Consider the following 12,718-nt stretch of genomic DNA (forward strand, 5'->3'; position numbering starts at 1 on the left):
GTCCTTAGTCGCTCATAAAGCGAGCGGTATGACAACACGTACTAGATGTATTATACGCAGCGCGCAAGCAAACTGGCATAAAAGCTCATCGAGGCCGAGTGCCATCGCTCGCTGCGGTACACTTACCTAAAGTAAACCATGAAGGGAGACATTACCTATGAAGAAGATCGTTTTGGCTTGCGGTGCTGGCGCTGCTACTTCCACGCTCGTTGCCCAGAAGGTCGCTACTCTGCTCGACGCCAACGGTTATGCCGACAAGTACGAGATCGTGCAGTGCGCCATCTCCGAGGCCAAGGATTACTGCGACGAGGGCGCTGACCTGCTGATCGCCACCACCGTTGCCCCCGAGGGCCTCACCTGCCCGTACGTGAGTGGCGTGCCCTTCATGACCGGCATGAACCGCGTTGCCGCCGAGAAGGCCGTTCTCGACGTCATGGCTCAGTAGGCGCTGACTGCATGAGTGAGCAGAACGCCAACCCGGTAGAGCTCTTTGGTATGCGCGTTGCCCATGTGGGCATTAACGCCACCGACCCGGCAGACGCCCTGGAGATCGCGGAGCTGTTCTCGACGATGATGGGCCTGCCCGTCATCGAGACCCCGGTTTCGTACTTCAACGATTCGCTGGTCGAGATCATGAAGCAGAACGGTCGTGGCACCAAGGGCCACATCGGCTTTGCCGTTAACGACATCGATGCAGCTGAGAAGTGGTTTGCCGAGCGCGGGCTCGAGGTCAACGAAGAGTCGCGCGCGCTGCTGCCCGACGGTGGTACCAAGCTCGTGTACTTTAAGCGCGAGTTCGCCGGTTTCGCCGTGCACCTGTGCCGCGAGTAGCGCACAAGCTGCCATAGCTGGCAAAAAGGGATAGGGTCGCGTGGCCCTATCCCTTTATTTATGCCGAGGGGGCTTCCTATCGTGGCAGGCGAATCGTAAAGCGGCTGCCGACCCCTTCGACCGAGGTCACACCGATGACGCCGCCGTGGCTGTCGACGATCCACTTGGCGATCGCAAGCCCCAGACCCGAACCCTGTGCGCCGGCATCGCGCGCGTTGTCGGCGCGGTAGAACCGTTCAAACGCGTGAGCTGCGGATTCCTGGTTCATGCCGATGCCCTCGTCCTCAACACTTATGTCGATCGTGCCCATGCCCGCATCGGGCGTTATGCCAAATGTGACGGTCGTTCCCGCATCCGAGTACTTGGCGGCGTTTTGCACGATCACGCGCAGAGCCTGCTTCACGAGCGCCACGTCGACGGGCGCGTCGCAGCGCGGGTCGCTGACAAGCGCAGCGTCAAAGGCCAGCCGATACGTGTGTGCGGCATCGATCATCTGCGATTCCTCGCATACCTCGCCGACCAGTGCGGCCAGGTTGGTATCGGCACGCCGCAGGACCGTGCGCCCGGCATCGCCGCGTGCCAAAAACAGCAGCTGCTCCACGAGCTCTTGCATGTGCTCGCTTTCGGCTTTAAGGGACGCGATGGATTCCGCCAGCACGTCCGGGTCGTCCTTACCCCAGCGGTCGAGCATGTTCACGTAGCCCTGAATCACCGCGATGGGCGTGCGTAGCTCGTGGCTTGCATCGTTGACAAAGCGCATCTGCTGCAGCTTTGCCTCTTGCATCTGGCGCAGCAGGCGGTTGAGCGCGACCTCGATGCTTGACAGGTCGGCGTCGCCGGTGGTGACGCTCGGCGAGTCGACGCTTGCGCGCTCGATGGCCTGCTCCAGTGTCTCCATTTTGCCGCCGGCGAGTTGCATGCGGCCGAGTTCGTCCACGCGCAGTGCCAAGTCGTTGAGCGGTGCCATGGTACGGCGCACACGGCGGGCACCGCCGAGCATGTTGAGCACGCTGATGACCTGCCAACCCACAACGACAAGGTAGAGAGGCCATAGCGCGACGAGGTCCTGCGCGAGGGGGAAAGTCTTGGTGGTGCGCGCAAGCTCGACGGTATAGGTGAGCGTTGCCAGGTCCCAGCCGCGCGCGGGCGTCAGCGACATGCCGTGAACGGTGGCGCTGGGGATCCATCCTGCGGTAAACGCGCCGTCGGGCAGCGTCTGGTTGTATCCATAGACGAGGATCGCCGTCGCAATCACCATCAGCAGCAGATCGAGCCAGACGTAGCTTATCAGGCGGCGCCACATATAGCCCCAGTTGATGGCGCGGGCGATGGAGGTGACGCGCTTGGCCTCGGCGTTACGCGCGGCAGACATAGCCCACCCCGCGCACGGTCTGGATGATGCGGGCGCTGCCGGCGTCTTCGATCTTGGCGCGCAGGTGCGCGATGTGCACGTCGACGTTGTTGGTGTCGCCTACATATTCGTAGCCCAGCGCCTCGTGCGCGATGCGTTCGCGCGTGAGCACGCTGCCGGCATGCGCCATAAGCAGGGCGAGGACATCGAACTCGCGGGCCGTGAGCGCGATGGGCGAGCCGCCGACCGTGACTTCGCGGCGGTCGGGATCGAGCGCAACCGAGCCCACGGCGAGCGTGGCGGGGGAGAGCGAGGCGGAAACCTGGGTCGAGTCACTGACCGGGGGCATCGCAGTGGCGCCGACACCCGTGCCGCCTGCCGCGCCCGTCCCGATGCCGCCAACGCCCGAAGCCGCCCGCACGGCCTCCGAGCGCTTCAACGCCACGCGGATCCGTGCGAACAGCTCCTCAATCGCAAACGGCTTGGTCAGGTAATCGTCGGCGCCGGCATCGAGCCCGGCCACCTTGTCCATCACGGCATCGCGCGCGGTGACCATTATCACCGGCACATCCTTGTGCTTGCGGACGCGCCGCAGGACCTCCATGCCGTTGAGCTGCGGCAACAACACATCGAGCAGAATAAGATCGTAGTTGCGCTCCAGCGCCAGGTCCACGGCGGTGCGGCCATCGGCGGCGTGTTCCACCTGGTAGCCCTCGTGCTCCAGCTCGAGCGTCACAAAGCGGGCGATTTTCTCCTCGTCCTCTACGATCAGGATCCGTGCCATACGTGCCCCCCCCCGTCTGCGATTACTTGTCGTCGTTGAGATTTTGCTTGATGTCGTCCGCGGCGTCGGCGGCGTGATTCATAAGATTGTTGATGCTGCCGGGCACGTCTCCGTCGCTGTCGATACGGTAACGCATGCCAAAGAACAGGCCAATCAGCATCAGCCATATCGTGGCGCCCCAGGCAAACAGGGCGATGATGGGGATCAGGATGGGAATGTTGAGGATGATCGCATCGCGGCGCGTGGCGATAAACTTGGTGTCCAGGCTCAGGCGGAAGAGCTTTTTGAGGTACTCCCACACGCTGTCCATCTTCTTGGAGAAGTCGGTCTTTTCGCTCGACTTCTCGTAGGCTGCCTGCGCGGCGACCATCTCGGCCGAGGGCTCATCGACCGGCGCGGACTCGGTGGCGGCGTGCGCCGATGTGGTCTGCGTCTTGCCCTGCGACTCGAGCCAAATGATGGCGTCCAAAACGTTGCCGTCGGCGGCGTCGAGCGCGGCCTTGGCATCGGTGTAGCTCACGTTGCACTTGGTGCGGATGGTTTCAACTTTTTCGAGGTCGTCCATGACCTGTCCTTTCGTTCGATGGGCGCGAGCGTTGCGTTCGGCGGCCTGCGTTGCGCGGCGCCGCCCCGCCCCTTGTTCGAACTCTATAGTGCAGGTTATAGATTAAGCGATTCTTGAGCCAAGATTAATGTTGGATGAGTTTTTGGGTAGCGGTGGGAAAAGTATTAGACCTCGATAGCGGGGGATGTGGTGCCGGTGCAAAACGGCGGCAAAGGTTGGTCGAGCAGGCGGTTTCTCCATTGATGTCCGCACGGCATGGGACACTTACCCTGCCGCCCTGCTCTGCCGCGGCGGCATGTACCCAAACAACGACCCTCTAAGGAGTTCGATACCAATGAGCGATAACACCAAGCATCTCGCAAAGAAGTGCGTCAAGGACGCGGGGCCGTGCCTCGCGTTGTGCCTTGCCGGCGCAGCGGTCGCGCTGCTGGCTGTTCTGGGGCCATTCGACGTGCTCCGAAGTGCCAGTTCTCTGCACGTTTGCATGGCCCTTGCCGGCGCCATGATGACCGGCGGCGTGCTCGATCTGGTTTTTTGGGTGCTTGACCCGTTTGGATGGAAGAACGAAGGGTAAGCCCTAAGGGATGGAAGGGCTGGAACGGTTGGCTTAGTGATCGTGCAGAATGTGGGCTAGCGACTTACAGGGAAGTGGTAATCCGATGACGGTCTATGTAACAGGCGATATTCATGGCGGCGCTGACATGCAAAAGCTCCGCGATTGGGAGCTTGGGGATAGCCTGGCGAGCGACGACTATCTCATCATCGCGGGCGACTTTGGCTTTCCCTGGGACTTTTCTACCGAGGAATGTGCCGATATTGCTTGGCTGGAGTCGCGCCCCTACACCGTGCTGTTTGTCGACGGCAACCACGAGCGTTTCGATCACTGGGCGGAACGCCCCATGGAGTTGTGGCACGGTGGGCTGACGCAGCGCCTGTCGGATACCTCGCCCATACGGCGCCTGACGCGCGGCGAGGTTTTTGAGCTCGACGGCTCAACGGTCTTTACCATGGGCGGCGCCACGAGCGTGGACAAGGAATACCGCATTCCGTATTCCAGCTGGTGGCCGCAGGAGCTGCCGGACGAGCGCAACTTTGAGGAGGCGCGGGCAAAGCTCGACAGCGTGGGCTGGACGGTCGACTACGTGATCACTCACACCTGCTCTACGCGCATGCTTTCGTCCACGCTTTATCCAGCGTCCGGCTGGAATTGCCCCTCCGTTGATCGGCTTACGGCATTTTTCGATGAGCTGGAAGACCGCTTGGACTACAAGCGCTGGTACTACGGGCATTTTCATCGGGATACCAACCCGGCCGAGCGTCACACCGTGCTCTACGACTGCATCGTTCGCTTGGGCGACGAACTCCAGCCCTGGGATGTTGCGTAGAGGCGGGGTGGCTGGCTACTCGACCGTTACAGTGATGTTCTCCCGATGCGCGCGGATGACGTCCCAGCTAAAGTGCTCGACCAGCTGCTCGGCGGTACGCGGCGTGGTGTCCGGCGCGATGCCTGTTTGCCCGGCGAGCCATCCCAACAGTGCCTCGGGTGTGCCAAAGCGGGTGCGGAGCTCGCCCAGGTCCAGATCGCGATCGCGCTTGGAAAGGCGGCGGCCGTCCGGTGACATGAGCAGCGGAATGTGCGCGTAGTGCGGCGTGGGCAGTCCCAGCAGATGTTGCAGATAGATCTGGCGCGGCGTGGAACCAAGCAGGTCGCATCCGCGTACGATCTCGGTGACGCCCATGGCAGCGTCGTCGACCACCACGGCCAGCTGATAGGCAAACACGCCGTCGCTGCGGCGCACCAAAAAGTCGCCGCACTCGGTGGCGAGTGCTTCGCATTGGGCTCCGTACGTGCGGTCCACGAATTCGATCACGTCGCTGGCGAGGTCGTCGACGGTGGGCACGCGCAGGCGCGTGGCCGGAGCACGCAGGGCACTGCGGCGGGTGATTTCATCAGCAGAAAGACCTCTGCAGGCGCCGCGGTAGATGGGCGTGCCGTCGCTGGCGTGCGGCGCGCTCGCGGCGTGGAGTTCGGCACGCGTGCAAAAACAGGGATAGGTGAGGCCGGCGTCTTGCAGCTGGCGCAGGGCGTCCTCGTACAGATCCAGGCGATCGTGCTGGTAGTAGGGGCCTTCGTCCCACTCCAGTCCCAGCCAGGCCAGGTCGTCAATCAATTGAGTGGCAAGTTCCGGGCGCTTGCAGCGATCGTCCAGGTCCTCGATGCGCAGCACGATGCTGCCGCCTTGGCTGCGGGCCGAAAGCCACGAGCACAGGCAGCTGAACACGTTGCCCAAGTGCATGCGGCCCGAGGGCGACGGGGCAAAGCGGCCCACGACGGGGGTGGGCGCTGCTGTTGCTGGTGCGTCCGCGGCGTGTGTTGCTATGTTGCGTGCGTTGATATCCATGCGGACGAGTATAGCGCGGGGCTTGGCAGGGAAGGCGTTGCTGCGCTCACAAGTTGGCGGCGGTGCGCATTGCGCACGGTGGGTTTGCGGCTCAAGGTCTCGATCGCTGCGTACCGACTTAGCCTCACAAACGACAGAAACCCCGGCAGCTCTTCGCAACTGCCGGGGTTTCCGCGGAAAAGGGGGACATGATCCTCGAGCGAACGGCAAAGGGGCAAACCGTTTTCGCTCAACTGCTTTATGCCCCTCGGCTGGCGGCTCAATCAGCGCGTGCCGCGCCCACACAAAGCCGCTACACCTGTGACGGAGCTGTGAAGTGGTATCTATTGCCGGGGCGGGCTATGCCAAGGGTGTCCCTAATGACTAGTCATTTAAGAACGTCCCCAATGACTAGCTGCCGGGGTGCTGGTGTGACTTTCATCCCGTTTGGCGCTCCGGTCGCCTAGATGTTCGCCATGCGTACCCGCAAACGTGGGACAATGGCGCTGTTGGTTTTACAGACAAAGGATGTGCCTATGAACACCCTCGCCGCCAAAGTCAGCCGGCAGCGCCACCTGTTTGCGCGATTCGCTTCCGTCTGCGTGCTCGTCACGCTTGCGTTGTTGCTGCTGCCTGTCGCCGCGCACGCCGACGGCTACTCCATGACCCAAACTTATATCAGTGCCACGGTTGAGGCCGATGGATCGCTGACCGTTGTCGAGGGACGCCAGTTTGATTTCGACGACGACATCAACGGCGTGTTTTGGGAGATCAATACGGGCACCAACCAGCAGGGCGGCACGGCGGGCGTTGACGTGTTGAGTGTCGAGGAAGAGGACACCGCGTTTAACAAAGTCGATAGCGCGAACAAGGGCGATTCTGGCGTCTACACGGTCGAGCAGACCGGTGACGGCGTAAGGATTAAGGTGTTCAGCCCCCACGAGAGCGGCGACAGCGCGATCTATTACGTGAGCTACACCATGACCGGTGCGGTCATGAACTGGGCCGATACCGCCGAGCTCTACTGGAAGTTTGTGGGCGACGGCTGGTCCGCGGACTCCGATGACGTTGAGATGGAAGTGTACTTCGCAAATGCCGCTGCCGGTACGGCGGCCGTCAAGGGCGATAACTTCCGCGCATGGGGCCACGGCCCGCTGACGGGCGATGTATCGCTCGATGCGGACGAACCCATGGTCACCTATACCATTCCCTGCGTGCATCAGGGCGAATTCGCCGAGGCACGCATCGCCTTCCCTAGCGACTGGGTGCCGCAGCTTGCCGCTTCGGGCGAAGAGCGCATGTCAACGATCCTGAGCGAAGAGAAGGAATGGGCCGACGAAGCTAACGCCCGCCGCGCTCACGCTCGCATGATTGCCAATGCACTTGCCGTGCTAAGTGTTGTTGCGGCGGTGGTCTTTACCGGCACAATCGTTATGCTCAAGCTGCGCAAGCGCAAGCCCAAGCCGCTTTTCCAGGACGAATATTTCCGCGATGTGCCTTCGGCCGACCATCCCGCCGTGCTTTCGGCCCTCATGAGCTGGAACGAGGTGCCCGACCAGGCATATATCGCCACGCTCATGAAGCTCACTGACGACCGTGTGATCAAGCTGGAGCAGGCGACCGTGACCAAGGCCAAGAAGGGTCTGTTGGGGCGTGAAAAAGAAGAGCAGATGTATCGCGTGACGGTGAGTGATGCGGGCTGGAAGTCGGCCAAGGGCATTGACCACATGGTGCTCAAGGTCTTCTTTGCCGGTGCTAAGCCTGACGAGAACGGCGATCGCTCGCGCACGTTCGACGAGCTGCAGCACTACGTCAAGCAGCACGCTACACCCGTGGGTGATAAGCTCGAGGACTATCAGAATACCGTTAAGGGCAAGCTGGCCGATAGCGAGTACGTTGCCTCGGACGGCATTGTTGCAATGGTGTTTTGCCTGGTTCTTGGTATCCTGATTGCCTTTGTTCCCGTGGGATCCATCTTCTTTACCGATGGCGCACAGGCGAACATTACCGCCGCGGTTATCTCGGTGCCGATTGTGCTGGTGGGTATCGGCGTGGGCCTTACGTTCCGCCGCTTTACGCCGGAGGGCGCCGAGGTGGCGGCTCGCTGCAAGGCACTTAAGCATTGGCTCGAGGACTTCACGCGTCTAAAGGAAGGCGTCCCCGGCGATCTGGTGCTGTGGAACAAGCTGCTGGTGATGGGCGTGGCGCTGGGTGTTTCCAAGGAAGTGCTGCGTCAGCTTGCCGAGGCCGTGCCGCCCGAGGTGCGCGAGGCCGACGGCTTCTATGACAATTATCCCTGCTACTGGTGGTACTACCATCATTACGGCAACGAGTCTCCGCTCGATTCGTTCGATGACGTGTATCACGAGAGCATCCGTGAGCTGGCGTCGAGCTCCGACAGCTCGGGCGGCGGCGGAGGCGGCGGCTTCTCTGGCGGCGGAGGCGGCGGCGTCGGCGGAGGCGGCGGCGGAACGTTCTAGCGCGCTCTGATTTTTGGGATGGATCTTCTCCGGCGACTGCCGACGGATCCATCCCATTTTTATGCGCTACCTACGAAGACTGTCCCCAACGACTAGTCACTGGGGACGTTCCTAAATGACTAGGTATGGCTGCCAGGTTTAGGCTGTTAGGTCGAGTTCGTAGAGGAAGCTTTCGCGCGGCATGTCGTGACGGCGCTCTTCGCGGTTGGCGCGGTGCGTGGCCGTGCGCTTAAAGCCGTGCAGCTCGTAGAACTTCCACGAGCAGTTGGAGTCGGTGTACAGGTGCGCCCTCGTCGCTCCAAGCGAGGACAGGTGCGAGACGGCGGCATCGAGCAGAACCGTGCCAACGCCCAGGCCATGGACATCGCGATCCACGGCAAGCAGCGTGACCTCGTTGTCGTGCGGCAACGGGCTGCTCTCGAGCAGGCGGTTGTTGGTTCGGATGGTTGCGCGCACAAACGAGAGATACTCGGCGCACGCATCGGGCTCTAGCTCACGCATCTGCGATAGCAGCGCGCGTTCGGTATCCATCCAATGCTCGTTGATAGTGGCGCCGGAGCTCTGTCCCGCACGCGCGAGCGAAATGCCACGCGCCTGACCGTCGATTACGGCAACCTGTGAAAACGTCGACGACGAAAGGCAATAGGCGAGGTCGCACGCGGCCTCAAGGCGGTTGTACTCATCGTTATCCGAATTGTTATGCCAAAGCTGCTGCAGAATCAGCGCGATGGCGTCGAAGTCTTCGGTATCAAACGGTCGGTAGAGAACCCGCGAGACCATGGTGCCTCTTTCTTTTGCGGATGCATATCGAGCACAGTTCTACCACGCCATTGGCATCTAATTATGGTGCCCCTGTGTTCCATGAACTCACCGTGCCCGGTGCCATGCCCATCCCCTCCGCTCGCAAACTTTTTCTGCACATGCGCCCGTTGCGGGGTGCATCGATGCGCTCGATGCGCTACATTAAATCAGTATTTTCAATGCCGCTGCGCGAGCGCTGCAGATCGACGTATCACCGACTCACAGAGCACGGCGGCGTACCAGACAGGAGGACTGCATGGGATCTGATGTGAAGATCGCACGCGCGTTGATCTCGGTTACCGATAAGACGGGCGTCGTCGATTTCGCACGGACGCTGGTTGACGACTTTGGCGTCGAGATCATCTCTACGGGCGGCACGGCTCGTGCCATCGAGGACGCGGGCATTCCCGTAACCCCCATCGAGGAGTTCACGGGCTATCCCGAGATGATGGACGGCCGCGTCAAGACGCTGCACCCCAAGGTTCACGGCGCGCTGCTGGCCCGCCGCGATTCCGAGCAGCACATGCAGGAGGCCGCTGAGCACGGCATTAAGTTGATCGACCTGGTCGTCGTCAACCTGTACGAGTTCGAGAAGACCGTTGCCAACCCCGAGGTCACCTTCGCGGACGCTATCGAGCACATCGACATCGGTGGCCCCTCTATGCTGCGCTCTGCTGCCAAGAACGCCGCGAGCGTTACCGTCATCTCCGACCCGGCCGACTATGATACCGTCCTGGCCGAGATGCACGAGACCGGTGGCTGCACCACGCTTTCCACCCGTCGTCGCCTGCAGGTGAAGGTCTACCAGACCACCGCCGCCTACGACACGGCTATCTCCCGTTGGCTTGCCGCCCAGGCAAGCGACGTGGCGGACACCTCTGCCAAGCTCGAGATCTCGCTGGAGAAGGTCGACGACCTGCGCTATGGCGAGAATCCTCAGCAGAAGGCTACGGTCTACCGCTTTGCCGAGGGCTGCGAGAACACCGCGAGCTCGCAGTTCCCGCTCGTGGGCTCCGAGCAGATCCAGGGCAAGCCGCTCAGCTACAACAACTATCTGGATGCCGACGCCGCCTGGAACCTGGTTCGCGAGTTCGACGAGCCGGCCTGCGTAATCCTCAAGCACCAGAACCCCTGCGGTTCCGCCGTTGCCGAGGACATCACGGCTGCCTACGACCGCGCTTTTGCCTGCGATCCCAAGAGCGCCTTCGGCGGCATCATCGCCTGCAACCGCGAGGTTCCCTATGAGCTGGTCGAGCACTTTGCCGATCAGAACAAGCAGTTCGTCGAGGTCATCATCGCCCCGAGCTACACTGCCGAGGCGCTCGAGCGCATGGCCAAGCGCCCCAACCTGCGCGTGTTGGCGACCGGCGGCGTGGACCACGGCGCCCAGGTGGAGCTGCGCTCCGTCGACGGCGGCATGCTGGTGCAGGAGGTCGACCACGTGACCGAGGATCCCGCGACCTTTACGTTCCCCACCGACCGCAAGCCCACCGACGCCGAGATGGCCGAGCTTGAGTTTGCCTGGAAGGTCTGCAAGGGCGTTAAGTCCAACGCCATCCTGGTTTCCAAGGGCAAGGCCGGCATTGGCATGGGCCCGGGTCAGCCCAACCGCGTGGATTCTGCGCTGCTGGCCTGCGAGCGTGCCGAGGACTTCTGCGAGCGCGAGGGCGTGGAGAAGGGCGGCTTTGCCTGTGCAAGCGACGCGTTCTTCCCGTTCCGCGACAACGTCGACGTGCTTGCTGCACACGGCGTGACCTGCATCATCCAGCCCGGCGGCTCCAAGCGCGACGACGAAAGCATCCAGGCCTGCAACGAGCATGGTATTGCGATGGTGTTTACGGGCGCTCGCCACTTCCGCCACTAAGTTCCGCTTTGGGACAAAATAATCTCCGCAAAAGACGGCTGCTCCGTTTGGAGGGCCGTCTTTTTGGTATAAGAGGACGGAATGACTAACACGAAAGGTACAACCATGCCCCAGATTGATGAAGCCGAGCTGTTTGGCAATGCCGAGGATCAGCGTGCGTACGAGGACTTTTGCGCCAATCAGGAGGCGGTCGAGAAGTTTACGCTCGACAAGCCCGCGCTTGTCTGCCGTTGGCGCATGTCCAATAAAAAGGTGCCCATGCTCAACCGCCACATTCGCGCACTGTCCGAGCGCTTGGTGCAGGGCGAGCCGCTTACCCATAACATGCTCAGCTGGGCCAAGCAGCACGTTGAGTGGTCGCTTGCCGAGGGCGATTACACCGCACGCGACGGCGTGCTCATGCTGGTGATCGACGTTAACGGCAACGCCGCCATGACGGTGGGGGAGTACGAGCCGCTCGCCGATACGTCGGCCAAGGCGCTGCGTGCCCGCTCCGCCGAGGCCCGCTCCGAGGCCGACGAAACCGGCGTGGCGCCCGAGCTGCTCGCCGCTGTCAACAACGGCGAGCTCGCCTTTGTGGCGCCGACGGACGAGTTTCTGTGCGGCACGGCGACGCTCATCGAGCAGTTGGCCCAGACCAAGGGCATCCCAGTCACGCGCGTAGACATTCCCGCGCAGCTTAAGGGCGCGCTGTTCCTAGTGAGCGACGAACACGGCGTGATCCCCGCGACCGAGACGAACGCCGCCGAGGCCGACGCCGCCACGGTCGCCTTCTTCGCCGAAGGCTACGAAAAGCTCCGTGCCCGCCGCTAAATGATGTTTCTGGGACGGGGATTAAAAACTCATTTAATTCCCGTGCTCGTCGCGAGCGAGAGGCAAGCCTCTGCCACTCGCGAACAGTTCTGTCACTTTGGTGCCGCGTGAGGCGCGTATCTGCGGATCCGCGGTCATAATGGGGCAAGACAACCAAGAGGGGGGCGGAATCCATGGCGCTAATCTATATCGTTGAGGACGACGAGCCCATTCGTCGTGAACTTATCGACATCCTTGCCCGCGCCGGGTTTGAAATCGAGGCCTGCGAATCGTTTGAGCATGTCTCGCGCGATATTCTCGCCGCCGTGCCCGACCTGGTGCTGCTCGACCTCACGCTTCCCGTCAAGGACGGCCAGCATATCTGCCACGAGGTTCGCCGCGAATCCGAGGTTCCCATCATCGTCCTCACGTCGCGCACGACCGAGATCGACGAGGTCATGGCCATGACGCTCGGCGCGGACGACTTTGTTCCCAAGCCCTACAGCGCCCGTGTGCTCGTGGCGCGCATCAATGCCTTGCTGCGTCGCACCGCGGCGGCGGGCGAGCGCAGCACGCTCGTCCACAAGGGACTGGAGCTCGACCTCGCACGCTCCATGGTCACCAACACGCAAACGGGCACCAGCACCGAGCTCACAAAAAACGAACTGCGTATTCTCTCGCTGCTTCTGAGCCGCGCGGGCAAGATTGTTTCGCGCTCGGCCATCATGCAGGATCTGTGGGACTCCGACGCCTTCGTGGACGACAATACGCTTACCGTCAACATCAACCGCCTGCGCACCACGCTCGAAAAAATCGGCATCAAGGGGTATTTGACGACGCACCGCGGCCAAGGCTATTCGGTCTAGAGG

At 61.9% G+C, this 12,718-nt stretch carries 13 protein-coding genes; 8 read left to right on the forward strand and 5 right to left on the reverse strand.

Features of this window, described 5'->3' with window-relative positions; genetic code table 11:
- The first annotated feature begins 157 nt into the window (after positions 1-157).
- A complete protein-coding gene (locus tag RX395_RS03180; RefSeq protein WP_006235903.1) occupies positions 158-445 on the forward strand; it encodes a PTS sugar transporter subunit IIB in 288 nt (95 codons plus the stop codon).
- 11 nt (positions 446-456) lie between these two features.
- Positions 457-831: a VOC family protein gene (locus RX395_RS03185; RefSeq protein WP_055310391.1), complete on the forward strand. Its 375-nt coding sequence runs from the start codon at positions 457-459 to the stop codon at positions 829-831.
- A 76-nt stretch (positions 832-907) separates the two neighbouring features.
- On the opposite strand, the gene RX395_RS03190 is transcribed toward RX395_RS03185, so the two are convergent.
- From RX395_RS03190 to RX395_RS03200, 3 genes are read right to left on the reverse strand one after another with little or no spacing between them, the layout of a single operon-like run.
- On the reverse strand, positions 908-2,203 hold the full coding sequence (locus RX395_RS03190) for a sensor histidine kinase (protein WP_316365404.1): 1,296 nt from the start codon (positions 2,201-2,203) through the stop codon (positions 908-910).
- Positions 2,187-2,966, reverse strand: a complete 780-nt coding sequence (locus RX395_RS03195; RefSeq protein WP_316365405.1) for a response regulator transcription factor — start codon at positions 2,964-2,966, stop codon at positions 2,187-2,189. The genes RX395_RS03190 and RX395_RS03195 overlap by 17 nt, the downstream gene beginning before the upstream one ends.
- Positions 2,967-2,988: 22 nt before the next feature.
- A complete protein-coding gene (locus RX395_RS03200) occupies positions 2,989-3,531 on the reverse strand; it encodes a UBA domain-containing protein (protein WP_117847868.1) in 543 nt (180 codons plus the stop codon).
- A 334-nt stretch (positions 3,532-3,865) separates the two neighbouring features.
- On the opposite strand from RX395_RS03200, the gene RX395_RS03205 reads away from it, so the two are divergent.
- Positions 3,866-4,105 (forward strand): hypothetical protein, encoded by a 240-nt coding sequence (locus tag RX395_RS03205; RefSeq protein WP_196033640.1) that lies wholly within the window; start codon positions 3,866-3,868, stop codon positions 4,103-4,105.
- Positions 4,106-4,190: 85 nt separating this feature from the next.
- Positions 4,191-4,916 (forward strand): metallophosphoesterase family protein, encoded by a 726-nt coding sequence (locus tag RX395_RS03210; protein ID WP_055310396.1) that lies wholly within the window; start codon positions 4,191-4,193, stop codon positions 4,914-4,916.
- Positions 4,917-4,931: 15 nt separating this feature from the next.
- On the opposite strand, the gene gluQRS is transcribed toward RX395_RS03210, so the two are convergent.
- Positions 4,932-5,933, reverse strand: a complete 1,002-nt coding sequence (gene gluQRS / locus RX395_RS03215) for a tRNA glutamyl-Q(34) synthetase GluQRS (RefSeq protein WP_316365409.1) — start codon at positions 5,931-5,933, stop codon at positions 4,932-4,934.
- 515 nt (positions 5,934-6,448) lie between these two features.
- Between gluQRS and RX395_RS03220 the strand changes: the two genes are divergently transcribed.
- Positions 6,449-8,392, forward strand: coding sequence for a DUF2207 domain-containing protein (locus RX395_RS03220; RefSeq protein WP_316365411.1), 1,944 nt, complete (start codon positions 6,449-6,451; stop codon positions 8,390-8,392).
- Between the two features lie 138 nt (positions 8,393-8,530).
- Here RX395_RS03220 and RX395_RS03225 read toward each other — a convergent pair whose 3' ends face one another.
- On the reverse strand, positions 8,531-9,172 hold the full coding sequence (locus RX395_RS03225) for a GNAT family N-acetyltransferase (protein ID WP_055310399.1): 642 nt from the start codon (positions 9,170-9,172) through the stop codon (positions 8,531-8,533).
- Between the two features lie 277 nt (positions 9,173-9,449).
- Between RX395_RS03225 and purH the strand changes: the two genes are divergently transcribed.
- The 3 genes from purH to RX395_RS03240 all read left to right on the forward strand — a co-directional run bounded on the left by purH (position 9,450) and on the right by RX395_RS03240 (position 12,715).
- Complete coding sequence (purH, locus tag RX395_RS03230; protein WP_316365413.1) at positions 9,450-11,057, forward strand: bifunctional phosphoribosylaminoimidazolecarboxamide formyltransferase/IMP cyclohydrolase; 1,608 nt, start codon at positions 9,450-9,452, stop codon at positions 11,055-11,057.
- A 105-nt stretch (positions 11,058-11,162) separates the two neighbouring features.
- Positions 11,163-11,870 (forward strand): hypothetical protein, encoded by a 708-nt coding sequence (locus tag RX395_RS03235; protein WP_316365415.1) that lies wholly within the window; start codon positions 11,163-11,165, stop codon positions 11,868-11,870.
- Positions 11,871-12,043: 173 nt separating this feature from the next.
- Positions 12,044-12,715, forward strand: a complete 672-nt coding sequence (locus RX395_RS03240) for a response regulator transcription factor (protein WP_316365416.1) — start codon at positions 12,044-12,046, stop codon at positions 12,713-12,715.
- The last annotated feature ends 3 nt before the right edge of the window (positions 12,716-12,718 follow it).

Origin of the sequence: Collinsella aerofaciens, from assembly GCF_032584215.1 — a bacterium.
Lineage (GTDB): Bacteria > Actinomycetota > Coriobacteriia > Coriobacteriales > Coriobacteriaceae > Collinsella.